This window comes from Sphingomonas lenta, assembly GCF_002288825.1.
GTDB classification, from domain to species: Bacteria; Pseudomonadota; Alphaproteobacteria; order Sphingomonadales; family Sphingomonadaceae; genus Sphingomonas; species Sphingomonas lenta.
This window is the reverse complement of sequence record NZ_NSLI01000002.1, coordinates 106,401-129,016: the sequence shown is the minus strand read 5'-3', so window position 1 is coordinate 129,016 and position 22,616 is coordinate 106,401. Positions and strand designations below refer to the sequence as shown.

Annotated in this window: 23 protein-coding genes and 1 tRNA gene; 16 read left to right on the top strand and 8 right to left on the bottom strand. The window is 70.5% G+C overall.

Features of this window, described 5'->3' with window-relative positions:
* Positions 1 to 17: 17 nt before the first annotated feature.
* Positions 18 to 908, bottom strand: a complete 891-nt coding sequence (locus CKY28_RS03805) for a helix-turn-helix domain-containing protein (RefSeq protein ID WP_095997027.1) — start codon at positions 906 to 908, stop codon at positions 18 to 20.
* Positions 909 to 1,066: 158 nt separating this feature from the next.
* Between CKY28_RS03805 and radA the strand changes: the two genes are divergently transcribed.
* From radA to CKY28_RS03780, 5 genes are all read left to right on the top strand, one after another.
* Positions 1,067 to 2,440, top strand: a complete 1,374-nt coding sequence (gene radA, locus CKY28_RS03800; protein WP_095997026.1) for a DNA repair protein RadA — start codon at positions 1,067 to 1,069, stop codon at positions 2,438 to 2,440.
* A 68-nt stretch (positions 2,441 to 2,508) separates the two neighbouring features.
* Complete coding sequence (locus tag CKY28_RS03795; RefSeq protein ID WP_095997025.1) at positions 2,509 to 3,072, top strand: CvpA family protein; 564 nt, start codon at positions 2,509 to 2,511, stop codon at positions 3,070 to 3,072.
* Complete coding sequence (locus CKY28_RS03790) at positions 3,069 to 3,506, top strand: iron-sulfur cluster assembly scaffold protein (protein WP_095997024.1); 438 nt, start codon at positions 3,069 to 3,071, stop codon at positions 3,504 to 3,506. The genes CKY28_RS03795 and CKY28_RS03790 overlap by 4 nt, the downstream gene beginning before the upstream one ends.
* Positions 3,506 to 5,260: a cation:proton antiporter domain-containing protein gene (locus tag CKY28_RS03785; protein WP_095997023.1), complete on the top strand. Its 1,755-nt coding sequence runs from the start codon at positions 3,506 to 3,508 to the stop codon at positions 5,258 to 5,260. Before CKY28_RS03790 ends, CKY28_RS03785 begins: the two co-directional genes overlap by 1 nt.
* Positions 5,260 to 5,586, top strand: a complete 327-nt coding sequence (locus CKY28_RS03780) for a DUF423 domain-containing protein (RefSeq protein WP_095997022.1) — start codon at positions 5,260 to 5,262, stop codon at positions 5,584 to 5,586. Before CKY28_RS03785 ends, CKY28_RS03780 begins: the two co-directional genes overlap by 1 nt.
* 129 nt (positions 5,587 to 5,715) lie before the next feature.
* On the opposite strand, the gene CKY28_RS03775 is transcribed toward CKY28_RS03780, so the two are convergent.
* The 3 genes from CKY28_RS03775 to CKY28_RS03765 are packed head-to-tail and all read right to left on the bottom strand — an operon-like array spanning position 5,716 to position 7,495.
* Positions 5,716 to 5,856 carry a DUF2256 domain-containing protein gene (locus CKY28_RS03775; RefSeq protein ID WP_095997021.1) on the bottom strand — a complete coding sequence of 47 codons (141 nt, stop codon included), beginning with the start codon at positions 5,854 to 5,856 and terminating at the stop codon, positions 5,716 to 5,718.
* Positions 5,856 to 6,950, bottom strand: a complete 1,095-nt coding sequence (gene aroB, locus CKY28_RS03770; protein WP_095997020.1) for a 3-dehydroquinate synthase — start codon at positions 6,948 to 6,950, stop codon at positions 5,856 to 5,858. Before aroB ends, CKY28_RS03775 begins: the two co-directional genes overlap by 1 nt.
* Positions 6,947 to 7,495 (bottom strand): shikimate kinase, encoded by a 549-nt coding sequence (locus CKY28_RS03765; protein WP_095997019.1) that lies wholly within the window; start codon positions 7,493 to 7,495, stop codon positions 6,947 to 6,949. Before CKY28_RS03765 ends, aroB begins: the two co-directional genes overlap by 4 nt.
* Before the next feature lie 84 nt (positions 7,496 to 7,579).
* Here CKY28_RS03765 and CKY28_RS19240 point away from each other — a divergent pair, with 84 nt between their 5' ends.
* From CKY28_RS19240 to CKY28_RS03750, 4 genes are all read left to right on the top strand, one after another.
* On the top strand, positions 7,580 to 7,714 hold the full coding sequence (locus CKY28_RS19240) for a hypothetical protein (protein WP_281253203.1): 135 nt from the start codon (positions 7,580 to 7,582) through the stop codon (positions 7,712 to 7,714).
* Positions 7,698 to 9,497: a hypothetical protein gene (locus CKY28_RS03760; protein WP_245841579.1), complete on the top strand. Its 1,800-nt coding sequence runs from the start codon at positions 7,698 to 7,700 to the stop codon at positions 9,495 to 9,497. The genes CKY28_RS19240 and CKY28_RS03760 overlap by 17 nt, the downstream gene beginning before the upstream one ends.
* A 114-nt stretch (positions 9,498 to 9,611) precedes the next feature.
* Positions 9,612 to 10,508 (top strand): tyrosine recombinase, encoded by an 897-nt coding sequence (locus CKY28_RS03755; RefSeq protein ID WP_095997018.1) that lies wholly within the window; start codon positions 9,612 to 9,614, stop codon positions 10,506 to 10,508.
* Between the two features lie 9 nt (positions 10,509 to 10,517).
* Entirely contained in the window at positions 10,518 to 11,465 is a 948-nt protein-coding gene (locus tag CKY28_RS03750; protein ID WP_095997017.1) for an acetyl-CoA carboxylase carboxyltransferase subunit alpha, read from the top strand.
* 64 nt (positions 11,466 to 11,529) lie between these two features.
* Here CKY28_RS03750 and CKY28_RS03745 read toward each other — a convergent pair whose 3' ends face one another.
* Positions 11,530 to 11,736: a Flp family type IVb pilin gene (locus CKY28_RS03745; RefSeq protein WP_095997016.1), complete on the bottom strand. Its 207-nt coding sequence runs from the start codon at positions 11,734 to 11,736 to the stop codon at positions 11,530 to 11,532.
* A 104-nt stretch (positions 11,737 to 11,840) separates the two neighbouring features.
* On the bottom strand, positions 11,841 to 12,041 hold the full coding sequence (locus tag CKY28_RS03740) for a Flp family type IVb pilin (protein WP_095997015.1): 201 nt from the start codon (positions 12,039 to 12,041) through the stop codon (positions 11,841 to 11,843).
* A gap of 30 nt (positions 12,042 to 12,071) precedes the next feature.
* On the opposite strand from CKY28_RS03740, the gene CKY28_RS03735 reads away from it, so the two are divergent.
* On the top strand, positions 12,072 to 12,497 hold the full coding sequence (locus CKY28_RS03735; protein WP_095997014.1) for a (deoxy)nucleoside triphosphate pyrophosphohydrolase: 426 nt from the start codon (positions 12,072 to 12,074) through the stop codon (positions 12,495 to 12,497).
* A 125-nt stretch (positions 12,498 to 12,622) separates the two neighbouring features.
* On the opposite strand, the gene CKY28_RS03730 is transcribed toward CKY28_RS03735, so the two are convergent.
* A tRNA-Cys gene (locus tag CKY28_RS03730) sits at positions 12,623 to 12,696 on the bottom strand.
* A 150-nt stretch (positions 12,697 to 12,846) separates the two neighbouring features.
* On the opposite strand from CKY28_RS03730, the gene CKY28_RS03725 reads away from it, so the two are divergent.
* The 6 genes from CKY28_RS03725 (at position 12,847) to CKY28_RS03700 (ending at position 21,739) form a co-directional block, all read left to right on the top strand.
* A complete protein-coding gene (locus CKY28_RS03725; RefSeq protein WP_095997013.1) occupies positions 12,847 to 13,521 on the top strand; it encodes a protein-L-isoaspartate O-methyltransferase family protein in 675 nt (224 codons plus the stop codon).
* Positions 13,522 to 13,559: 38 nt separating this feature from the next.
* Positions 13,560 to 15,140: a TolC family outer membrane protein gene (locus CKY28_RS03720; RefSeq protein WP_176472946.1), complete on the top strand. Its 1,581-nt coding sequence runs from the start codon at positions 13,560 to 13,562 to the stop codon at positions 15,138 to 15,140.
* Between the two features lie 36 nt (positions 15,141 to 15,176).
* The gene (locus CKY28_RS03715; RefSeq protein ID WP_176472945.1) at positions 15,177 to 15,710 is read left to right on the top strand and encodes a DUF2497 domain-containing protein; all 534 of its coding nucleotides are present in this window, start codon (positions 15,177 to 15,179) and stop codon (positions 15,708 to 15,710) included.
* A 48-nt stretch (positions 15,711 to 15,758) separates the two neighbouring features.
* Positions 15,759 to 17,402 carry a histidine kinase famiy protein gene (locus tag CKY28_RS03710; protein ID WP_245841577.1) on the top strand — a complete coding sequence of 548 codons (1,644 nt, stop codon included), beginning with the start codon at positions 15,759 to 15,761 and terminating at the stop codon, positions 17,400 to 17,402.
* A 40-nt stretch (positions 17,403 to 17,442) separates the two neighbouring features.
* The gene (locus CKY28_RS03705) at positions 17,443 to 20,094 is read left to right on the top strand and encodes a valine--tRNA ligase (protein ID WP_095997011.1); all 2,652 of its coding nucleotides are present in this window, start codon (positions 17,443 to 17,445) and stop codon (positions 20,092 to 20,094) included.
* 163 nt (positions 20,095 to 20,257) lie between these two features.
* A complete protein-coding gene (locus CKY28_RS03700; RefSeq protein ID WP_095997010.1) occupies positions 20,258 to 21,739 on the top strand; it encodes an MATE family efflux transporter in 1,482 nt (493 codons plus the stop codon).
* Here CKY28_RS03700 and CKY28_RS03695 read toward each other — a convergent pair.
* Entirely contained in the window at positions 21,723 to 22,613 is an 891-nt protein-coding gene (locus CKY28_RS03695) for a diacylglycerol/lipid kinase family protein (RefSeq protein WP_095997009.1), read from the bottom strand. The genes CKY28_RS03700 and CKY28_RS03695 overlap by 17 nt on opposite strands.
* Positions 22,614 to 22,616: the final 3 nt, after the last annotated feature.

Here is a 22,616-nt window from a genome sequence, read left to right as displayed (position 1 = left end):
CGCGGACAAACTCGGCCTCAGCCCAGCTCTTCCGGCGGCGGCGGCAGCTTGAAGCTGAGCGGGATGCCCGCCTGCAGCTGGACCAGCGCCGCTTGGCCCATCAGCGGCCTCGGCGCGGACAGGTACTCGCGCGGCGACAGGCCCATGAACTCGTGGAACTCGTGGTTGAAGTGCGACTGGTCGTAATATTCCGGGTCGCGCAGGTCATCGAAGCGGGGATGCTCCTCGTAGCGCACCCGGCCCAGCGTATCGAGGAAGCGCTGGCGCTTGAGCAGCCGCTTGGGTCCGAAGCCGAACACGCGCTTGCAGACGCGGTCGAGCGCGCGCCGATCCGTGCCGGCCGCCTCGGCGAACGCCGCGACGGTGCGCGGCCGGTCGCGCAGCGCGGCGTCCACCGCGATCGCGTCCGGCGTGTTGGGCGGGCGAGTGGCCAGGAGCTCGAACAACAGGGCGTCGAACAGCGCGACGCCCTGCTCGTCACTGCGGTGCGCGACGAGCTCCGTCGTGATCGTGTGGGCCGGGCGTCCCATTCTATCGCACAAGGGCGCGATACGGTTCGCGAGCGCGTCGGCGGGCACGTCGAACAGCCGCTGCCAGCCGAGCGGGGTGAGGCCGAACCCCGCCGTCTTGCCCCCGCGGCTGACCACCCTTGCCGCGCGGTCCGTCGCACCGAACAGGGCGCCGTCGACCGGCATATGGCCGCGCACCTCGCGCGACTGCACCCACCAGGAGCCCGCGATCGAGAAGCGGACATTGCCCCATTCGGGGTAGAGGAAGTCCTCCAGCTCGTCGAAGCACTCGACGAAATAGTAGAAGGTCGCGAAGCTTCGCAGCCGCTCGTCGGGCAAGTAGATGCGTACGGAAGTGCCGCTCGCCCGCTCGTTCTCGCGAGTAGCCCCCGACTCCATCCTCGCCCCGCCGACCCGATGCGCCCCTGTTGAGGCTTCCGAACCGGAACCTTCCCGTTCCGGACCCACCTGTCAACGCGGTCCGCGCGGCCCGGCGGCCCCGGACGGTACGGCCATTCCGAGTTCCCTTTCCGTTCCGTCCTTCCTATATTCGGGGCATGGCGAAACCTCAGAAGCGCTACGTCTGCCAGGCCTGCGGGTCGGTGTCCTCCAGGTGGCAGGGGCAGTGTTCCGACTGTTCGGAATGGAACACGATCGTCGAGGAGGCGCCGTCGGTCGTGACGCCGTTCCAGGCGAAGCACAATCTGCAGGGCGGCGGGCGGCTGATCGACCTATCCGGGCTGAACACCGACGTGCCGCTGCCGGATCGCATGGCAACGGGCATCGCCGAGCTCGACCGCGCGCTGGGCGGCGGGTTCGTCGAGGGGTCGGCGACGCTGATCGGCGGCGATCCGGGCATCGGCAAGTCGACGCTGCTGCTCCAGGCTGCGGCCAAGCTGGCCCAGGCCGGGCGGCCGGTCGCGTACGTCTCGGGCGAGGAGGCGGCGGACCAGGTGCGGTTGCGCGCGCGGCGGCTGGGGCTGGGCGACGCGCCGGTGCAGCTCGCGGCGGCGACCTCGACGCGCGACATCCTGACCACGCTGTCGACTGGCCGGCCGCCGGCGCTGCTGGTGGTCGACTCGATCCAGACGATGCACTCCGACCTGATCGAGGGCGCGCCGGGCACGGTGAGTCAGGTGCGCGCGTCGGCGCAGGAGCTGATCCGCTTCGCCAAGGAGCGCGGCACGGCGCTGGTGCTGGTCGGGCACGTGACCAAGGACGGATCGATCGCGGGCCCGCGCGTGCTGGAGCACATGGTCGACACCGTGCTCGCCTTCGAGGGCGAGCGCAGCCACCAGTATCGCATCCTTCGCGCGATCAAGAACCGTTTCGGCGGCACGGACGAGATCGGCGTGTTCTCCATGGCCGATTCGGGGCTGTCGGAGGTGGCGAACCCGTCCGCGCTGTTCCTGACGCACCGCGACGAGGGCGTGACGGGAACGACTGTGTTCCCGGCGCTGGAAGGCACGCGGCCGGTGCTGGTCGAGATCCAGGCGCTCGTCGTCCGGCTCGCGAGCGGGGCGACGCCCCGGCGGTCGGTCGTGGGCTGGGACTCGGGGCGATTGGCGATGATCCTGGCGGTGCTCGAGGCGCGGTGCGGGCTGAGCTTCTCGTCGGCCGAGGTGTATCTGAACGTCGCGGGCGGCTACCGCGTGCAGGACCCCGCGGCCGATCTGGCGGTGGCGGCCGCGCTCGTATCCGCGCTGTCCGAGCGGCCGGTGCCCGCGGATGCGGTCGCGTTCGGTGAGATCGCACTGTCGGGCGAGGTGCGCCCCGTCGCGCACGCGGCGCTCAGGCTGAAGGAGGCGGGCAAGCTGGGCTTCGAGCGTGCGCTGGTGCCGTCGGCGGTAGGTAAGGACGATGGCGGGCTGAAGCTGGAGGGGTTCGCGAAGCTCGGGCGGTTGGTGGACCACCTGCTCGGGCGCGGATAGCAGGCCTATGGCCTACCCCGGCTCGGGGCCGGGGTGACGAGGAAAGGACGAGCGGGTAGAGGTGGCCCGTGGCCCTGACCTCTCTCGACATCTTCGTCCTCATCGTCGTCGCGGGCGCGGCGCTGCTCGGGTTGAAGCGCGGCTTCGTCTATGAAGTGCTCGCGCTGTTCGCCTGGGTGGCGGTGGTATTCGCGATCAAGCTGTTCCACCTGCCGCTGTCGCGCGTGCTGGCCGGGACGGTGGGCACGCCGGCGGGCGGCGCGACGCTGGCGTTCGCCTTGCTCGCGGGCGGCACCTGGTTCGGCGGGCGGCTGGTGGCGAACGCGATCGGCAATCGGACCAAGTCGTCGGTCCTCGGCCCCGTCGACCGCGCGCTCGGCTTCGGCTTCGGAGCGCTCAAGGGGCTGATCATCGCGAGCCTCTTGTTCCTGCTCATGACCTTGCTGTTCGACTTCGTCGGCGGCGGCCCGCGCGGGCGGCCGGCGTGGATGCGCGACTCGCGGACCTACCCGCTCCTGAACGCGACGAGCGCCGGCATCGCCGATTTCGTCGATCGACGGCGCAAGGGGCAACCGGTGTTCGGCAAGCGCAAAGCCGAGCCTGTCGAGAACACGACGGAGCCGGCCGAATGAACGCGCCGCTCTACAATGCGGGGATCCTGAGGCTCGCGGCGTCGATCGCGCATCAGGAGCGGCTGGCGGCCCCGATGGGCTCGTCGGAGAAGCGCTCCCCTGTGTGCGGGAGCCGCATGACGGTGGACCTCGATCTCGGCCCGGACGGCCGGGTCAGCCGGGTCGGCATGCTGGTCCGCGCCTGCGCGCTAGGCCAGGCCTCCTCGGCGCTGCTGGCGAACGCGATCGAGGGTAGGACGCCCGAGGAGCTGGCCACCGCGCGTGACGAGCTCACCGCCTGGCTAGCAGGGAGTGAAATCGCACCTGGCTGGCCGGGGCTCGCCATATTCGAGCCCGCGCGCGCCTACACCGCGCGGCACCCGTCAATTCGCCTCGCCTTCGAAGCCGCGGCGGAGGCGGCGGAACTCGCCGCCGCCCGGCAGCCGGCGCGCTGATGGAGCACGGCGGCACCCTGCTCCGCGACGGCGCGATCCTGCTCGGCTTCGGGCTCGCCTGCGTCCTTCTGTTCCGCAAGCTCGGGCTGGGCGCGACGCTGGGCTATCTGCTCGCGGGTGCGCTGGTCGGGCCGCACGTGCTGGGGCTGGTCGGCGGGGCGGAGTCGGTGCTCTCCGTCTCGGAGTTCGGCATCACGCTCCTCCTGTTCCTCGTCGGGCTGGAGCTCAACCCGACGCGGCTCTGGCGGCTGAAGCGCGACATCTTCGGCCTGGGCCTCGCCCAAGTCCTGTTCTGCGGGCTAGCGCTGGCGGCGGTGCTGCTGGCCACGCGCTGGAGCTGGCAGGCGGCGCTCGCGATCGGCTTTCCGCTGGCGCTCTCCTCGACGGCGCAGGTCTTGCCGATGCTGCAATCGGCGGGGCGGCTCCGAACGCCGTTCGGCGAGCGCGCCTTTTCCGTGCTCCTGTTCCAGGACCTCTCCATCGTGCCGCTGATCACGCTGGTCGCGGTGCTGAGCCGCGCGCCGGCGGACGCGCACGCGACGCCCGGCTGGCTGCTCGGGCTCTACACGGTCGGCGCGGTGGTCGGGCTGGTGCTGGCGGGCCGCTTCGTGCTGCGGCCGCTCTTCCGGCTGATCGGCGTCCTGGGCGAGCGCGAGATGTTCGTGTTCGCCGGGCTGTTCACCGTGGTCGCGGCGGCGGCGGTGATGCAGGTGCTGGGCCTGTCCACCGCGCTGGGCGCGTTCATCGCGGGCGTGATGCTGGCCGACAGCCCCTACCGGCACGAGCTGGAGGCGGATGTTGAGCCGTTCCGCTCCATCCTGCTCGGCTTCTTCTTTCTGGCGGTCGGCATGATGCTCGACCTGCAGGCCATCGCCGAGCGGCCGCTGTTCGTGGCGGGCATGGCGGCGGCGCTGATCGCGACCAAGGCGGGCGTGATCTTCGGGCTGGGGCGGCTGTTCGGCATGGGCTGGCGCGAGGCGCTGGCGCTGGGCCTGCTGCTAAGCCAGGGCGGCGAGTTCGGCTTCGTGCTGTTCGCCGCGGCGCAGAACGCATTCCTGATCGCGCCGGAGGCCGCGTCGCTGTTCGGCGCGGTGGTGACGGTGTCGATGGCGACCACGCCCTTCCTCATGCGCTGGACGCGCCGTATCCGTGCCGAGCCGAAGCGCGAGACGGGCGAGCTGGAAGCGCCGACCGCCGATGGGGCGAGCGCGATCGTCATCGGATACGGCCGTTTCGGGCAGACTGTGTCGCAGATGCTGATGCTCCAGCGGATCAGGCTGACGCTGATCGACGTCAATCCGGAGCGGATCGAGATCGCGGGCTCGTTCGGCGCCAAGGTGTTCTACGGCGACGGGCTCAGGCTCGACCTGCTGCGCCAGGCGGGGGCGGCGGACGCGCAGCTGCTGCTCTTCTGCCAGGACGGCGACGGGATCGATGCCGAGTTCCTCCACTCGGTCGCCACGTCCTTCCCGAAGGCGGCGGTGTTCGTGCGCGCGTTCGACCGGCGAAGCATGATGAAGATCGCCGGCGGCCCGCACGCGGGCGCGGTGCGCGAGGTGTTCGAGTCGGCCGTGTGCATGGCGCGCCAGGCGATGACGTGCGTCCAGATCGACGACGACGAGATCGAGCGCGCGGAGCAGGAATATCGTCGCCGCGACGAGGAGCGGCTCAAGCTGCAGGCGGACTCCGGCGACTTAGGCGCGGCGCGCGAGCTGATCGTGACGCAGAACCGCGCTCTGATGGAGGAGCGCTGATGCTGACCATGCTGGCGGCGCTCCTGGGCGCGATCTCCGTCGCGGCGGGCGCGTACGGCGCGCACGGCGCGGAGGGGAAGGCGGCGGAGTGGTTGCAGACGGGCGCGCAGTACGGGCTCGTCCATTCGGTCGCGGCGCTGGTCGCGGTGCGCATGGGCGCGACCGGGCCGGCTTGGGCGTTCGTCGCGGGCGCGGCGCTGTTCGCGGGGACGCTCTACCTGATGGCGTTCGGCGCGCCGCGCTGGTTAGGCGCGATCACGCCGATCGGCGGGCTGCTGCTGATCGTCGGCTGGCTTTGGCTCGCCTGGAGCGAAATGCACGCATGATACGAAGCGATCTCATCACACTCCGTTCGCTTCGAGCCTAGTCGAGAAGCCTTCGAGCGACGCCGCTGGATCCGTTTCTCGACTGGACTCGAAACGAACGGAAGATGAGGATGGACCCGTTCTCTCTGTCTAACGCTTCTTCCGGCACGCGTCGGAGCAGTAGACGACGTTCTCCCAATCGCGCGCCCACTTCTTGCGCCAGGTGAAGGGGCGCTGGCAGGCCGGGCACGTCGTCGTCGGCAGGTCCTGCTTCTTCACCCCGTTCGGCATCAGCGCGGCTCCTCGTCGAGGAAGCGGGCGATGTCGGCGAGGTCGACCGAACGGTCGAGGAACGTCCGCCCGATCCCGCGCGCGAGGAGGAAGGGCAGCACGCCCCCGCTCGCCTTCTTGTCGTGGCGCATATGCTCGACCAGGCGCTCGCCGGACGCGGTGACGCCGCGGAGGCCGTCGGGAAGGTCGGACACGCGGAGATGGGCGGCGACGCGCTCCGCGTCCTCCGCCGGGCAGAGGCCGCGGCGGACGGAGTAGCGGAACGCGAGCGCCATGCCGGCCGCGACCGCCTCGCCGTGGAGCAGGCTGCCGTCATAGCCGGCTTCCGCCTCCAGCGCGTGGCCGAAGGTGTGGCCGAGGTTGAGCAGCGCGCGCACGCCCGTCGTCTCGCGCTCGTCGGCGGCGACGATGCGCGCCTTGGCGGCGACCGAGTGGGCGATGGCGTGCACCTGCGCGGCCTTGTCGCCGGCGAGGAGCGCCGCGCCGTTCGCCTCGCACCAGCCGAAGAAGTCTGGGTCGTCGATCAGGCCGTACTTGACCACCTCCGCGTACCCGGCGCGGAGCTCGCGCGGCGGCAGCGTGTCGAGCACGTCCGGGTCGATCAGCACGAGTGCGGGCTGGTGGAACGCGCCGATCAGGTTCTTGCCCGCGCGCGCGTTGATGCCCGTCTTTCCGCCGACCGAGCTGTCCACCTGCGCGAGCAGGGTGGTCGGCACCTGCACGAAGCCGCAGCTGCGCTTGAGGATGGCGGCCGCGAAGCCGACCAGGTCGCCGACCACCCCGCCGCCGAGCGCGACGATGTGGTCGCCGCGCTCGACCCCGAGTTCGAGCAAGCGGTCGCACAGCCTCTCGAGCGACGCCCAGCTCTTCGCGCCCTCGCCGGCGCGCGTCGTCACCGCCTCCGTCGCGACGCCCGCCCCGGAGAGCGCGGCCTGCAGCGTCGCCAGGTGCGGGCCGACATTGCCGTCCGCGACGATCACCATCCGCCGCCCGCGCGCGAGCGGGGCGAGGTGCCCGCCCGCCCGCGCGAGCAGGCCCGGCTCGATCACGACGGGGTAGCTCCGCTCGCCCAGCCCGACCGTGACGACCGTCACTTGCCGATCGCCTTCATGATCGCGCGCACCGTCGCGTCGTGGGGCGCGGCCTGGCTGGAGATGCGCAGGTGGGCCTCGGCGTAGATCGGGTTGCGCTTAGCCGCGAGCTCGCGGAGCACCTCATGCGCGTCGCGGCCGCGCAGCAGCGGGCGCGTGTCGCGGCGGCGGACGCGGTCGGCGAGCACCTCCGTCTCCGCGTCTAGCCAGACGACGAGCGCGTCGCGCAGCATCAGCGCGCGCGTGTCGGGGTTGATGAACGCGCCGCCGCCCGTCGCGATCACCTTGGGCCTGCCGTCCATCAGCCTGGCGATGACGCGCCGCTCGCCGTCGCGGAAATATTCTTCCCCGTACTTCTCGAAGATCTCCGAGATCGTCATGGCCGCCGCCTGCTCGATCTCGTGGTCCGCATCGACGAAAGGCAGCTTGAGGCGGGCGGCGAGCCGGCGTCCCACCGTCGACTTCCCCACGCCCATCAGACCGACCAGCACGATCGGCTGGCCGTTCCAGGCGCAAGAGGAGGAGGGCGGGGCGGCGCTTTGCAACATGGGATTGCGCGCTATACAGCGTGCGGGGCGGGCGGCAAAAAGCCGAGTGCGCTCCGCCACGCTCAAGTTTCGTAAGGCCGGCTTATGTCCCGTTCCGTCGTCGTGCTGATCCTCCTGCTCGTGCTGCTGGTGGGCGGATTGTTTTGGCTGTCGGGCCGCGCGACCGAGCGCCCCCAGACCCAGGTCGAGAAGAGCGTCTCGCTTGAAAACCTATCCTAAGGCGCGGTTCGCCGCGTTCTCCATCCTGCTCGCCGGGGCCGCGCTTCCGGCCTTGGGGCAGGACAGGCCCGAATCGATCTTGCCGCCGGGCTTCGGCGATCCGCAGCCCGCGCCGACGCCGACGCCGACCGCCGCGCCGACGACGGCGCCCGCGCCGGCGCAGCCCGGTTTCGTCCAGCCGCTGCCGCCGTCGGGCGCGGCGCTGCCTGCCCCCCGGCCGACGGCGACCGCGACCGCCAGCCCGACCGCGACGCCGTCGCCGATCGATCCTGAGGTGCTGGCCGAGTATGAGCTCCCCGCCTTTGCACGCCGCTCGCTGGCGGTCGTCGGTGCGGCGGGGCCGGGCGAGGGCGCGCTCGGCTCCGATATCTGGGGCGACACGGACGGGCGCTACACCGAGATCCTGATGCGCCGCCTCGACGCGCCGCTGCCGTCGCGCTGGGCGCATATCCTGCTCCGGCGCGCGCTGACGGCGCAGGCGAGCACGCCGCCGGGCGTCAACGGTGCGGACTTCGCCGCCGAGCGTGCCTGGCTGCTGCTCCGCATGGGCGAGGCGCAGGCGGCCCGCGCCGTCGTGCAGAGCGTCGATCCGGGCAATTACACGCCCAAGCTCTACCAGGTCGCGATGAACGCGATGCTCGCGTCGAGCGACCCGGCCGGGCTGTGCCCGCTCGCCGACGACGCGGTGGGCGCGACGGGCGAGCGCGCCTGGACGCTGGCGCAGGGCATGTGCGCGGCGCTCGCCGGCCAGCCGAACCAGGGCGCGACGCTGCTGACCCAGGCGCGGCGTCGCCGCGTGGCGAGCGGCATCGACCTGCTTCTCGCGCAGAAGGTCGTCGGCGCGGCCGGCGGACGCCAGGCGATCACGATCGAGTGGGAGGGCGTCGACCGGCTCACCAGCTGGCGCTGGGGCCTGGCGAGCACCACCGGCGTCGAGGTGCCCGACGAGCTGATGGGGAGCGTCGGGCGGCAGGTGCGCTACTGGCACGCGACCTCGCCCGCCGTGTCGCTCGCGAACCGCTTGGGCGTGGCGGACGCGGCGGCGGAGGCGGGCGTGCTATCGAGCGCGGCGCTCGTCGACCTCTACGCGGCCGCTCAAGGTGACGACGCCGAGGACATTCCCGCCGCGGCGACCGCGACGGCGCAGGACCTGCGCACTGCTTATGTAAATCGCGACGCGAACGCGCGCTTTTCGGCGCTCCGTTCGGTATGGGGCGACGAACCGGGCTATGCGCGGCTGCTGCTGACGGCGCGCGCGGCGGCGCGGATACCCGTGCGCGAGGATCAGGACGACGCCGACCGGCTCGTCGCGGCGATGCTGGCGGCGGGCATGGACCGCACCGCCGCGCGCTGGCGCGACGCGGTGCAGGAGGGCTCGGACGGTTGGGCCATGATCGTCGTGTCGGACCCGGACGCGCAAGGAAGGCTCGCTTACGGCGACTTTGCCTCCTACTCCGGGTCGGGGAACGCGGCGGCGAAGCAGCGGCTGCTCTTCGCCGGGCTGGCCGGTCTCGGACGGCTGTCGCCGGAGGACATCGAGCGCGGCGCGCAGGCGCTGGACGTGCGCATCGGCGCGGAGAATAGCTGGACCCGCGCGCTCGACCGCGCCGCCGCGGCGGGCGAGCAGGGCAACGTCGCGCTACTCGCGGCGGTCGGCATGCAGACGCCGAACTGGCGCGGGATCCGGCCGGAGATGCTGTACCGCATCATCGGCGCGCTTAGGGCGGTGGGCTTGCAAGGCGAGGCGCGCATGATCGCCGCCGAGGCGATCGCGCGCGCGTAGCGCTTTCTCCCTCTCCCCTCTGGGGAGAGGGCAGGGGAGAGGGGAAGAGTGCCCACGTCTCGAACTGCCCCTCTCCCCGACCCTCTCCCCGGAGGGGAGAGGGAGACTCGGGTCATGAACGACCGCGCCCTCATCGACCGCTTCCTCGAGATGCTGTCGGCCGAGGCGGGGGCGGCGAAGAACACGGTCGCGGCGTACCGAAGCGATCTCCTGCTCGCCTCCTCGTTCCTGGAGGGCGGGCTCGTTCAGGCCGACGAGCCCGCGGTCCAGCGACTCGCGCACGAGTGGCGCGACCTGTCCCGCGCGACGGTGGCGCGCAAGTCGGCCGCGCTCCGGCGCTTCTACGCCTTCCTCTACGAGGAAGGGCATCGCTCGGACGATCTCAGGGCCGCGCTCCCCAGGCCGGGCCAGCGCCGCGCATTGCCCAAGGTGCTGGCCCATGCCGATGTCGACCGCCTCTTCGCCGCCATCGCCGAGCGGCTCGGGCGCGACCCGTCCGACCCGAACGATCTTCGGCTCGCCGCGCTGGTCGAGCTGCTCTACGGGTCGGGCCTGCGCGCGAGCGAGCTCGTCGGGCTGCCGCGCAACGCGGTCAACCCCGACCGGCCGTTCCTGATCCTCAAGGGCAAGGGCGGCCGCGAGCGGCTGGTGCCGCTGTCCGATCGCGCCCGCGCGGCGGTCGCGGCGTGGCGCGAGCATGTGACCGCGGACCGCGCTTACCTGTTCCCGTCGGGCAAGGGCCACCTGTCGCGCATCCGCCTGTACCAGCTCATCAAGGCGCTAGCCGCCGAAGCCGGCGTGCCCCCCGACCGCGTCAGCCCGCACGTGCTCCGCCACGCCTTCGCGACGCACCTTCTGGAGGGCGGCGCGGACCTGCGCGCGCTCCAGGCCATGCTCGGCCACGCGGACATCGCCACCACCGAAATCTACACGCACGTCGACGCGAGCCGCCTCGTAGAGCTGGTCAAGACGCGCCACCCCCTCGTTGACCTACCGCAACGCCGGTCCTAACCGCCGCCGATGCCTTCCTTCCTCGATTTCGAGAAACCCATCGCCGAGCTCCAGGGCCGCATCGACGAGCTGCGCGACACGGCCGCCGACGGCACGGTGGACATCACCGCCGAGGTGCAGCGGCTCCAGGCGAAGTCGGACAAGCTGCTCCGCGACACCTTCGCGCGGCTCACGCCCTGGCAGAAGACGCAGGTCGCGCGCCATCCGGAACGGCCGCACTTCAAGCATTATGTCGCCGGGCTCTTCGACGAGTTCGTGCCCTTGGCCGGCGACCGCGCCTTCGCCGACGATCAGGCGATCCTGGGCGGCTTCGCGACGTTCCGCGGGCGCAAGGTCATGGTGCTCGGCCACGAGAAGGGTGACGACACCGCCAGCCGTCTCCGTCACAATTTCGGCATGGGCAAGCCGGAGGGTTATCGCAAGGCGATCCGGCTGGTGCAGCTCGCCGACCGTTTCGGGCTGCCGATCGTGACGCTGGTCGACACGTCGGGCGCGTTCCCCGGCGTGCAGGCGGAGGAGCGCGGCCAGGCGGAGGCGATCGCGCGCTCGACGGAGGCTTGCCTCGCGGCGGGCGTGCCGGTGGTGGCGTCGATCGTCGGCGAGGGCGGTTCGGGCGGCGCGGTCGCGCTCGCGGCGGGCAACCGCGTGCTCATGTTCGAGCACGCCGTCTATTCGGTAATCTCGCCGGAGGGCTGCGCATCCATCCTCTGGCGCACCGCCGACAAGGCCGCGGAGGCGGCCGAGGCGATGCGCATCACCGCTCAGGACTTGAGGACGTTCGGCGTCATCGACACGATCGTGCCCGAACCGGTGGGCGGCGCGCACCGCGCGCCGGGCGCCGCGGTTGGCGCGCTGGGCGACGCGATCGACAAGGCGCTTCGCGAGCTGGACGGCGTGCCGGCGGCCGAGCTCAGGCGCGGGCGGCGCGACAAGTTCTTGGCGATGGGCAGGCTCTGAACGGAGAAGGGGCGGCGAAGCCGAAGCTCCGCCGCCCCCATCCACTCGCGACGTGGGCGGGCGATCAGCTCGCCGCCGGGGTCGCCGCGGCGCCGCCGTTGTTCGGGGCGGTGCGCATCTTCTCCTCGACCTTGTTGAAGGTGTTGGTCAGCGTGTTGCCCAGCGCGCCCATGGCGACGGTGGCGGCGACGGCGATCAGGGCGGCGATCAGGCCGTACTCGATGGCGGTGGCGCCCTTCTCGTCGCGGAAAAGCTTGCGAAGGAACTTCATACCGGTCTCCTTGATGTTCGAACTTCAGTCACCCGGCTGGCCCGAGGATGCCGGAACAGCGAATCGGGAAGTAAGGCGTCGGCATTGATAAAGGTTTAAGGCGCTCAGGTGGTCGGGTCGCTGTCGACGACGGCGTTGCCGACGAAATTCCAAATGCCGATGGCGGTGTCCGCGAACGCGCTCAGCGCCGACATCATGGCGATCACGATCAGCGCGGCGATCAGGCCGTACTCGATGGCGGTTCCGCCGCGTTTGTCCTCGAGAAACGCACGAAACTGGACGAGCAAGGGGCGGAGCGGTCGCATGGAGCGAGCATAGGAGCGGGAGCTTAACGAATGGCGAAGAACTTGGAGGCTCCGACGACGCTACTACCGGTGGTCGCGGCGGCGCTGGTCGACGGAGACGGCCGCGTGCTGCTGCAGCGACGACCGCCCGGCAAGGCGATGGCGGGCTTGTGGGAGTTCCCCGGCGGCAAGGTGGAGCCGGGCGAGTCGCCGGAGCGGGCGCTGGTGCGGGAACTCGCGGAGGAGCTGGAGATCGTCGTCGATCCCGCGTGTGTCCGGCCCGCATGCTTCGCGAGCGCGGCGTTGGGGGAGCGGCACCTGATATTGTTGCTGTACGTCGTGGACGAGTGGACGGGGGAGCCGCGCGCGGTCGAGGCGAGCGGCTTGGCTTGGGTCCGGCCCGCCGAGATGCGCGCCCTACCCATGCCACCGGCCGACGAGCCGTTGATCGACCTGCTCGCTCGCCTGATGGCCTAGCCGGCGTCCGGAAACGAACGGCGATGTCCGTTTCCGGACAGAGCGCGACCGCGCGCGCACCCAGGTGAAGGGCGGCGGCTCTGGCACGCATCCTGCGTAGGAATGTCCATGATGCGGGGGAGGAGTGGAGGCCCGAGCCGGAATCGAACCGGCGTGCAAGGATTTGCAGTCCTCTGCGTAACCACTCCGCCATCGGGCCGGAGCGGGCGGCACTGCACCCGGCGCGTCGGCCTGTCAACCTCGCGGCCAGCGCGCGCCACGCCTCGACGGCGCGGCGGCTCCGGGATAGAGAGGCGGGCGTGAAAAGGTGTATTGCGCAGGTATAACAGTTGTGCGACAGAAAGGGGCCATGACGACGACGCTCTCCTCTCCGCGGCCGCAGACCTTCGAGGGCATGCGCCAGGCCATGGTCGCGAGCCAGCTGCGCACCAACGCGGTCAACGACCCGCGCGTGGTGCTGGCGATGGGCAAGGTGCCGCGCGAGCGCTTCGTGCCCGAGGACGAGCGCGCCTTCGCCTATCTCGACCGGCAACTCGCGCTCGGCCGGGGCCGTTACTTGAACGTGCCGGTCTCGACGGGGCGGCTGCTGACCGAGGCGTATCTGGAGCCCGACGACCGCGTGCTTCTGATCGGCGCGGCGACCGGGTACGCCGCAGCGGTGCTGGCGGAGCTGGTGGCGCATGTCGTCGCCGTCGAGAGCGATCCGGCGCTGGCGGCCCATGCGCGCGACGCGCTGCGGGCGGAGTCCCAGGTCGAGATCGTGGAGGCGCCGCTGCAGGAAGGCTGGCCCGCGGGTGCGCCCTACGACGTGCTGATGATCGACGGCGCGGTCGAGTTCGTGCCGGACGTGCTGCTCGAGCAGGTCAAGCCCGACGGCCGCGTCGTGACCGGCCTCGTCGATCAGAACGTCATCCGCCTGGCGAGCGGACGGCGGAGCAGGGGCGGGTTCGGGCTCGTCGCTTTCGCCGACATGGATTGCGCGGTGCTGCCCGGCTTCAGCCGTCCGCGGCGCTTCACCTTTTAACGATCAAGCCGGGGGGCTCGAGCTTAGTGACGCGTTGGATGATCTTAGCGGGGACGGCGCTCGCCGCGACCGCGGCTCCGGTGGGCGCGCAGACGCGGCAGGGCATCACGCCGACGCCCGCGCCCGAGCGGGTGGAAGCGCCGCAGCCGCCGGTGCCCGGGGCGACGCAGACCTTGGCGGGTGCGCTGTTGCTCGCCTATCGCGGCAACCCGACGCTGACCGGCCAGCGCGCAGCGCAGCGCGCGCTGGACGAGAACGTGCCGATCGCGCGATCGCAGGGGCTCCCGGGCGTCAACGCGCAGGCCCAGGCGACCGAGAACCTGATCATTCCTGGGAACCAGCTGCTCGCGGCGCAGCGGCAGTTCCTGGCGCAAACGCAGCTGAGCGTGCCGCTTTACCAGGGCGGCGCGGTGCGCAACGGCGTGCGCGCGGCCGAGACGCGCGTCGAGGCGGGGCAGGCGCGGTTGCGCGACACGGAGGCGCAGCTGTTCAGCAACGCGGTCGCCGCGTACATGGACGTGATCCGCGACGAGGCCGTGGTGGCGCTCAACCGCCAGAACGTGCGGGTCCTCGAGATAAACCTGCAGGCGAGCCGCGACCGGTTCGAGGTGGGCGACCTGACCCGCACCGACGTGGCGCAATCGGAGGCGCGGCTCGCGCAAGCGCGCGCGCAGCTGCAGCAGGCGGAGGCGCAGCTGATCTCCAGCCGGGAGAACTATATCGGCATTATCGGGGAGCCGCCGGGCCGTCTGCAGGATCCGCCGCCGCTGCCGAACCTTCCCGCGACGCCCGACCAGGCCGTCGCCGTGGCGCTCGACGAGAATCCCGGGCTGCTGGCGGCTCGGCGCGACCGCGACGCGAGCCGGTTCGACGTGAGCGTGGCCCGCGCCAATCGCCTGCCCAGCGTCAACGCGACGCTGGGGGGAAGCTATAGCAGCTTCCTCGGCTCCATTCCGTCGGTGGCCGGCGGTTTCAACATCCCGAATTCGGCGAGAGCGGCCGACGCCGGGATTGGCGTGACGCTCCCGATTTTCCAGGGCGGGCGACCCGCCGCTCAGGTGCGTCAGGCGCAGGCGCGTGAGAGCCAGGCTATAGAGAACGTCACCGCTACCGAGCGCAACGTCGTCGCCCAGGCGCGCTCCGCGTTCGCGGTGTACCAGGGCTCCCTCCAGGTGATCGAATCGGCGGAGGTGGCGGTGGCCGCCAACCGCTTGGCGCTGGAGGGCGTACGCGCCGAGAACAGCGTCGGCACGCGCACCGTGCTCGATATCCTCGACGCCGAGCAGGAGCTCTTGAACAGCCAGGTGACGCTCGTGACGGCCAGGCGCGACGCCTATGTCGCCGGCTTCTCGCTCCTGGCGGCGACCGGCAACGCGGAGGCGCGCGACCTGGGGCTTGGCGGCGGACAGCTCTATGATCCGGAGGTGAACTACCGCCGCGTCCGGGCGCGCTTCATCGACTTCGACAGCGACCCGCGGCCCATGCCCGTCGCGACCTCGACGGCGAACACGCCCAGCCAGCGCGCCGACGTCACGCGCCCGCTCGATCCGCTGCTCAACAGCGCGGTTGACAGGAGCACGCGGTTAACCACAGGTGAGGATGCGCCCGACCGCCAGTGAGCGGACGGCGCGCGTCATGCCGCCGGGGGTCGAACAATGGGTGACATCAGCGCCGAGCCGTCGATGGAGGAGATCTTGTCCTCCATCAAACGCATCATCGCCGAAGAGGGCGATAGCCCGCCGGGACGCCGCCGCGCCGGGGCGCGCGCGGCCGCGGCGGCGCCCCCGCCGGTAGCCGCCGAGCCCGAGCCGCCGCTCGGGGCGGAGCCGGCCCATGAAGAAGAGATCCTGGAGCTGAGTGATCCCATGCCCGTCGCTTCCCACGTGCGACTCGAAGAAGACGCCGCCATGCCGGATGCCACCGAAGAAGCCGTTGCGCCCGTGCAACAGTCGGCGAGTTCCGCGCAAACCTTGCTGTCGCCGGCGGCCGCCGATGCAACCCGCGGTGCTCTGGAGTCGTTGTCGCGGCTCATGATCAAACCCGAACCGCAGGGCGACGGCACGCTCGAGGGCCTCGTGCGCGACATGTTGCGCCCGATGCTGCGCGAGTGGATGGACGCCCACCTGCCCGATATGGTCGAGCGGATGGTGTCGCGCGAGATCGCCAGGATCGCCGGCCAAGCTCAGTGAGCGAGTAGGACTCAACGAGCGGACGGGTTCAATGAGTAGACGAGCGTAGTGGGCGACGAGAAGAGCGGTTTCGTTGGAGCGGACACGACGACGCTGACCGGCGGGGCCGTCTCGCCGGACGCGCCGCAGCACCACGGCTCGGTCGAGATCGACAACACGGCGCCGCCGCATAAGGCGCCGCACGACATCTTCTTCGCCGCGGTGAAGACGACGCGCATGCCGATGATCGTGACCGATCCGCACCAGGCGGACAATCCGATCATCTTCTGCAACGACGCGTTCACCTTCATGACCGGTTATACCGAGGAGGAGATCGTCGGGCATAATTGCCGGTTCCTGCAGGGCCCCGAGACCGACCGCGCCGTCATCGCCCAGATCCGCGCCGCCGTGGAGAAGGTCGAGGAAGTCGCGGTTGAGGTTCTCAACTATCGCAAGAACGGTTCGACCTTCTGGAACGCGCTGTTCGTGTCGCCGGTGTACGACGCCAAGGGCGACCTCCTCTACTTCTTCGGGTCGCAGCTCGACATCTCCCGCCGCCGCGAGGCGGAGGAGGCGCTGCACGAGGCGCAGAAGATGGAGGCCGTCGGCAAGCTGACGGGCGGCATCGCGCACGACTTCAACAACCTGCTCCAAGTGATCCAGGGCTATACCGACATCCTGGACGCGCGGATCGACGCGGGCGACCGCGCGGCCAAGCGGGCCGTCGACGCGATCTCCGCCGCGGCGCAGCGCGGCTCCACCTTGACGCAGCAGCTGCTCGCCTTCGCGCGCAAGCAGGAGCTGCGGGACCGCCTGATGAACTTCAACTCGCTCATCGCGGACTTCCGGCCGGTGATCGAGCGGACGGCGGGCGAGGGCGTGAAGATCCGCCGCGACCTCGAGGACAATCTCTGGAACTGCCGCATCGATCCGGTGCAGGCGGAGGTGGCGCTGCTCAACATCCTGTCCAACGCGCGCGACGCGATGGAGGGGGCGGGCGAGGTGACGATCACCACGCGCAACGTCGTCCTGCCGGACGGCAGCCCCTCGGCCCAGCGGCTCGATCCGGGCGAGTACGTGCTGCTCACGGTGGCCGACACGGGACCCGGCGTCGACGCCAAGGTCGCCGACAAGATTTTCGACCCGTTCTTCACCACCAAGGAGATGGGCAAGGGCACGGGCCTTGGCCTCAGCCAAGTCTACGGCTTCATGAAGCAGTCGGGCGGACTCGCGGCCGTGCAGAACCGCGCACCAGGCGGCGCCGAGTTCCTGCTCTACTTCCCTCGCTCGAGCGGCGGGCTGGAGCGCAAGCCGACGGCGATCCAGTTCGGGCCCCAGAGCGGCGTCGAGCGCGTGCTGATGGTGGAGGACCAGCAGGAGGTCGGCGAGCTCGGTCGCGCCGTGCTGGAGGATCTCGGCTACGAGGTCGTGCTGGTGAACTCCGCCCGCGCCGCGCTCGACGTGCTGAAGGGCGACGCGAACTTCCAGCTGCTGTTCACTGACATCCTCATGCCCGGGATGAACGGCGTCGCGCTGGCCCAGGTGGTCCGCCGCGACTACGCGCATACCCAGGTGCTGCTCACCACCGGTTTCGCCGACGACGCGATCGACGAGGGCGCGAAGTCGTACGAGTTGATCCGCAAGCCCTATCGCCGCACCGAGCTCAATGAACGCATCCGCGCCGTGCTGGACAAGCCGGGCGCGCGCACCTGAGTCTGGCGGCGCGCGGACGGGCTCGTTACAGCCCCGCCGCATGACCGAGCTGCCCAAGACCTTCGACCCCGCCGCCATCGAGTCCCGCTGGTACGAGCATTGGGAGCGGAACGGCCTGTTCCGCCCTGAGCGTCCAGGCGCGGAGCCGTGGACGATCGTCAACCCGCCGCCTAACGTCACGGGCTCGCTCCATATCGGCCACGCGCTCGACAACACGCTTCAGGACATCCTGGTCCGCCACGCGCGGCTGAAGGGTAAGGATGCGTTGTGGGTGGTCGGCACCGACCATGCCGGCATCGCCACGCAGATGGTGGTCGAGCGCAACCTGGCGAGCCAGGGCGTGAAGCGCACGGACATGACGCGCGACGAGTTCGTCGCGAACGTGTGGGAGTGGAAGGCGCAGTCGGGCGGGCAGATCACGCGGCAGCTGCGGCGGCTCGGCTGCTCGATGGACTGGGCGAACGAGCGGTTCACCATGGACCCGAGCTTCTCGGCCGCGGTGATCAAGGTATTCGTGCAGCTGCACCGCGAAGGGCTGCTCTACCGCGACAAGCGGCTGGTGAACTGGGATCCCGGCCTCGGCACCGCGATCAGCGACCTGGAGGTCGAGACGCGCGAGGTGCAGGGCAAGTTCTGGCATCTGACCTACCCGCTCGCCGACGGCTCCGGCCACATATCGGTCGCGACGACGCGGCCGGAGACGATGCTGGCCGACATGGCGGTCGCGGTGCATCCGGACGATGCGCGCTATGTCGACTTCGTGGGCAAGCAGGTCCGGCTGCCGATCACGGGACGGCTGATCCCGATCGTCGCCGACGAGCATGCTGATCCTGAGCTCGGCTCTGGCGCGGTGAAGATCACGCCGGGGCACGACTTCAACGACTTCGAGGTGGGCCGCCGCGCGGGGATCGAGGCGCGCGACATGCTCAACATGCTCGACGCCAAGGCGCGGGTGACGCAGACGGCGGACGGGCTGATCCCGGCGGAGCTCGTCGGGGTCGACCGGTTCGAGGCGCGCAAGCTCGTCATCGGCATGCTGGAGGCGGACGGCGCGCTGGAGCGTGTCGAGGATCGCGTGATCCAGACGCCGTTCGGCGACCGCTCCGGCGTAGTGATCGAACCCTGGCTGACTGATCAATGGTATGTCGACGCGGCGACGCTGGCCCAGCCCGCGATTGAGGCGGTGCGCTCGGGCCGCATCCGCATCGTGCCGAAGACGTGGGAGAAGACCTTCTTTAACTGGATGGAGAACATCCAGCCCTGGTGCGTCTCGCGCCAGCTCTGGTGGGGACACCGCATCCCGGCCTGGTACGCCGACGACGGCCGCGTGTTCGTGGCGGAGACGGCCGAGGAGGCGCAAGCGGAGGCGGGCGAGGGGGTCGGCCTGCAGCAGGACGAGGACGTGCTCGATACTTGGTTCTCCTCCGCGCTCTGGCCCTTCGCGACGATGGGTTGGCCGGAGACCGACGACCGCACGCTCGGCGGGCGTTACCCGAACGACGTGCTCGTGTCCGGCTTCGACATCCTGTTCTTCTGGGACGCGCGGATGATGATGCAGGGGCTACACTTCATGGAGGACGTGCCGTTCCGCACGCTCTACCTCCACGGCCTCGTCCGCGCGGCGGACGGGTCCAAGATGTCGAAGTCGAAGGGGAACACGGTCGACCCGCTCGGCCTGATCGACCGCTACGGCGCGGACGCGCTACGCTTCTTCATGGCGGCGATGGAAAGCCAGGGCCGCGACATCAAGATGGATGAGAAGCGCGTCGAGGGCTATCGCAACTTCGCGACCAAGCTGTGGAACGCGGCGCGCTTCTGCCAGGTGAACGGCATCGGCGGCTCGGATCATTTGGAGCCGCCCGCGGCGACGCTGGCGGTGAACAAGTGGGTGATCGCCGAGACGGTCCGTACCGTGCAGGCGGTCGACTTGGCGCTCACCGAATATCGCTTCGACGCCGCCGCGAACGCAATCTATCAGTTTGTCTGGAGCCAGTTCTGCGACTGGTATCTGGAGTTGATCAAGCCTGTCTCGAGCGCAGTCGAGAGAGGCCGGATCGACACGGAGACCAAGGCGGTCGCGGGCTGGGTGCTCGATCAGGTGCTGGTGCTGCTCCACCCGTTCATGCCGTTCATCACCGAGGAGCTGTGGCACGGGCTGAAGCCGGGCCGCTCCGAGCTGATCGTGGCGCAATGGCCGATGCCGGACGCTCGCGCGCTCGATCCGGCGGCCGGGGCGGAGGTGGAGTGGCTGATCCGGCTCGTGTCGGAGGTGCGCGCGGCGCGCACGGGGCTGAACGTACCTCCGGGCGCACGCCTCGCGCTGCACGCGCGCGACGCGTCGGCGGAGACGGTCGAGCGGCTGCGGCGGCAGGCACCGGCGATCGCACGCCTCGCGCGCGTCGACCTTGCCGACGGCGTCGCGCCCACGGGCGGCGCGGCGCAGGTCGTCGTCGAGGAGGCCACGTTCGTGCTGCCGCTGGAAGGCGTGATCGACCTGGGCGCCGAGCGCGCGCGCTTGTCCAAGGGGATCGCGGCGGCGAAGAAGGAGCGGGATTCGCTCGCGGGACGTCTCAACAACCCGAGCTTCGTCGAGCGCGCCAAGCCGGAGGCGGTGGAAAAGGCGCGGGCGGACTACGCGGAGAAGGCGGCGGAAGCGGAGCGGCTAAGCGCGGCGTTGGCGCGATTGGGGTGACCCGCTCCCACCCTCGTCACCCCGGACTTGTTCCGGGGTCCATCGCTGTTCGGGCGAACTGCCTGCGAGCGTAGGCGCGAGCGGTCGTACGCGCCCTCGAAGGTTTCGTGCGCACGACGATGGACCCCGGAACAAGTCCGGGGTGACGGGGTAGGGTGACGGCATGGCCTCCGCTTCCGACTCAGCCCCCGCCTCCGCACCCCCGGCCCGGCCCGGCCAGCGCGACCTGACCGCCGGGCCGATCGCGTCCACGCTGCTCGCCTTCGCGTTGCCGACGCTCGGGTCGAACGTGCTCCAATCGCTGAACGGCTCGATCAACGCGATCTGGGTCGGGCGCTTCCTGGGCGAGGACGCTCTGGCGGCGACGTCGAACGCGAACACCATCATGTTCTTGATGTTCGGCGCGGTGTTCGGGTTCGGCATGGCGGCGACGATCCTGGTCGGCCAGAGCTTCGGGCGGCGCGACGTGGAGGGGGCGCGGCGGGCGTTCGGGTCGGCGATCGGGCTGGTGCTCGCCGCGTCGCTGGTCGTTGCGACGCTGGGTTGGGTGTTCACGCGCGAGATCCTCGACGCGCTCGCCACCCCGCCGAGCGCGTTCGACGGCGCGATCGCGTATCTGCGCGTCATCTTCGCGAGCCTGCCGGCGCAGATGATGCTGGTGCTGATGTTCATGGGCCTGCGCGGGTCGGGCGACTCGCTCACGCCGCTATGGTTCATGGGGCTGATGGTGGTGCTCGACGCGGCGCTGAACCCGTTGCTGATCCTGGGACTCGGACCGTTTCCCGAGCTCGGCATCGCGGGGTCGGCGGCGGCGACGCTGATCGGCGGTGCTCTCACCGCGATCGGGCTCGCCGCGTACATCCACCAGCGCGACCTGCCGCTCCGGCTGAGAGGCGCGGAACTGCGCTACGTGCTGCCCGAGGCGCGGCTGACGCGCACCATCGTCGCCAAGGGCCTGCCGATCGGGGCGCAGATGATCGTCATCTCGGTCGCGGGGTTGGCGATGTTCGGGCTGGTGAACCGGCTCGGCGTCCACACCGCCGCAGGGTACGGCGTGACGCTGCAGATGTGGGCCTATGTCCAGATGCCCGCGCTCGCGATCGGCGCGGCGGTCTCCGCCATGGCGGCGCAGAACATCGGCGCGGGCAAATGGGACCGGGTAGGCGAGATCACGCGCGCGGGTCTCGTTTACAACCTGCTCCTCACCGGCGCGATGGTAGGCGTGCTGCTGCTGTTCGACCGTCAGATCCTCGGCCTGTTCGTCGGCGGGGACAGCCCGGCGCTGCCCATCGCCGAGCACGTCAACGCGCTCGCGACCTGGGGCTTTGTGCTATTCGGGGCGACGATGGTGCTGTTCGGCGTGGTGCGCGCGAACGGGGCGGTGTGGGGTCCGCTCGCCATCCTGTTCGTGTCCATGTTCCCGATCCGCTTAGGCTTCGCCGCCGCACTCCAGCCAGCGCTCGGGCCGGACGCGCTGTGGTGGAGCTTCCCGATCGGGTCGGCGGCGAACGTCATCGGCGCGGCCCTTTACTACCGCTACGGCCCATGGCGGCGCGCGGCGATGGCCGTGCCGGGCGAGGACGAGTGCGAGAAGCGCGCGCAGGCGAACGCGGAGCCCGCGGGCACGCTCAGGCCGGCGGCGTAGCGGGCGCCATCACCTCGATGATGCCGGCCGCAATATGCGCGGTGACCGGCGTATGCGCCAGCACCTCGCCGTCGATCGAGATCGGCAGCCGCGGCTCCGTGTCGATGCGCAAGCTCTTGCCGCGGAACTCGCGCACGTCCTCGTGGCGCGACTTGTGTCGGATGACGGAGGCGAACCAGTTCTTCACCAGCCGCCGCTTCACATGGCCCATCACCGCCTGGACGACGATCTCGCCCGAGTCGACCTCCGCCGAGTCCACCAGCTCGGTGCCGCCGTGGTACGGCCCGTTGGCGATCCTGACCTCGACGACGCGCAGCCGCTCCTTGTGGTCGCCCTTCTCGACGATGAGCGTGAACGGCTTGAACCGCGTAAACTGCCACGCCGCCCAGCCGAGATAGCCGACGCGCCCGAAATACTTCTTGAGGTCGTGCGGCACCGTCTCGGCGATCTGGGGCGAGATGCCCATAGCGGCGCAGTTGGCGTAATAGTCCTTGTCGATCATCCCGAGGTCGATGCGCCGCGCATGCCCCTGGCGGATCACGTCGATCGCGCCGTCGATGTCGAGCGGGATGCCGAGCGTGCGCGCGAAGCTGTTGGCGGTGCCGAGCGGCAGCACGCCCAGCATGACGTTATGCCCGACCATCTGGTCCACGAGCCCGCTGATCGTGCCGTCCCCGCCGCCCAGGATCAGCAGGTCCGGCTTCTTCTCAAGCGCGCGCGCGACCACGTCGCACAAGTCCTTCGGGTTCTTCACCGCATAGGCGGCGACGGGGTAGGGCAATAACCGCAGCCGCCGGCACGCGCGGCGGAACAGCTTGCGTCCTTTCCGCGAGCGCGCGTTGACGACGAGGGCGGCCGATTTGATTTCGCGCATGCG

What these genes read in the sequence shown, in the direction of transcription:
- CKY28_RS03750 (WP_095997017.1), top strand. Translation starts at nt 10,518, where the DNA reads ATGCCTTCCTTCCTCGATTTCGAGAAACCCATCGCCGAGCTCCAGGGC.
- CKY28_RS03735 (WP_095997014.1), top strand. Translation starts at nt 12,072, where the DNA reads ATGGCGAAGAACTTGGAGGCTCCGACGACGCTACTACCGGTGGTCGCG.
- CKY28_RS03755 (WP_095997018.1), top strand. Translation starts at nt 9,612, where the DNA reads ATGAACGACCGCGCCCTCATCGACCGCTTCCTCGAGATGCTGTCGGCC.
- CKY28_RS03720 (WP_176472946.1), top strand. Translation starts at nt 13,560, where the DNA reads ATGATCTTAGCGGGGACGGCGCTCGCCGCGACCGCGGCTCCGGTGGGC.
- CKY28_RS03705 (WP_095997011.1), top strand. Translation starts at nt 17,443, where the DNA reads ATGACCGAGCTGCCCAAGACCTTCGACCCCGCCGCCATCGAGTCCCGC.
- CKY28_RS03765 (WP_095997019.1), bottom strand. Translation starts at nt 7,495, where the DNA reads ATGTTGCAAAGCGCCGCCCCGCCCTCCTCCTCTTGCGCCTGGAACGGC.
- CKY28_RS03785 (WP_095997023.1), top strand. Translation starts at nt 3,506, where the DNA reads ATGGAGCACGGCGGCACCCTGCTCCGCGACGGCGCGATCCTGCTCGGC.
- CKY28_RS03725 (WP_095997013.1), top strand. Translation starts at nt 12,847, where the DNA reads ATGACGACGACGCTCTCCTCTCCGCGGCCGCAGACCTTCGAGGGCATG.
- CKY28_RS03805 (WP_095997027.1), bottom strand. Translation starts at nt 908, where the DNA reads ATGGAGTCGGGGGCTACTCGCGAGAACGAGCGGGCGAGCGGCACTTCC.
- CKY28_RS19240 (WP_281253203.1), top strand. Translation starts at nt 7,580, where the DNA reads ATGTCCCGTTCCGTCGTCGTGCTGATCCTCCTGCTCGTGCTGCTGGTG.
- CKY28_RS03715 (WP_176472945.1), top strand. Translation starts at nt 15,177, where the DNA reads ATGGGTGACATCAGCGCCGAGCCGTCGATGGAGGAGATCTTGTCCTCC.
- CKY28_RS03790 (WP_095997024.1), top strand. Translation starts at nt 3,069, where the DNA reads ATGAACGCGCCGCTCTACAATGCGGGGATCCTGAGGCTCGCGGCGTCG.
- CKY28_RS03700 (WP_095997010.1), top strand. Translation starts at nt 20,258, where the DNA reads ATGGCCTCCGCTTCCGACTCAGCCCCCGCCTCCGCACCCCCGGCCCGG.
- CKY28_RS03780 (WP_095997022.1), top strand. Translation starts at nt 5,260, where the DNA reads ATGCTGACCATGCTGGCGGCGCTCCTGGGCGCGATCTCCGTCGCGGCG.
- radA (WP_095997026.1), top strand. Translation starts at nt 1,067, where the DNA reads ATGGCGAAACCTCAGAAGCGCTACGTCTGCCAGGCCTGCGGGTCGGTG.
- CKY28_RS03740 (WP_095997015.1), bottom strand. Translation starts at nt 12,041, where the DNA reads ATGCGACCGCTCCGCCCCTTGCTCGTCCAGTTTCGTGCGTTTCTCGAG.
- CKY28_RS03745 (WP_095997016.1), bottom strand. Translation starts at nt 11,736, where the DNA reads ATGAAGTTCCTTCGCAAGCTTTTCCGCGACGAGAAGGGCGCCACCGCC.
- CKY28_RS03695 (WP_095997009.1), bottom strand. Translation starts at nt 22,613, where the DNA reads ATGCGCGAAATCAAATCGGCCGCCCTCGTCGTCAACGCGCGCTCGCGG.
- CKY28_RS03775 (WP_095997021.1), bottom strand. Translation starts at nt 5,856, where the DNA reads ATGCCGAACGGGGTGAAGAAGCAGGACCTGCCGACGACGACGTGCCCG.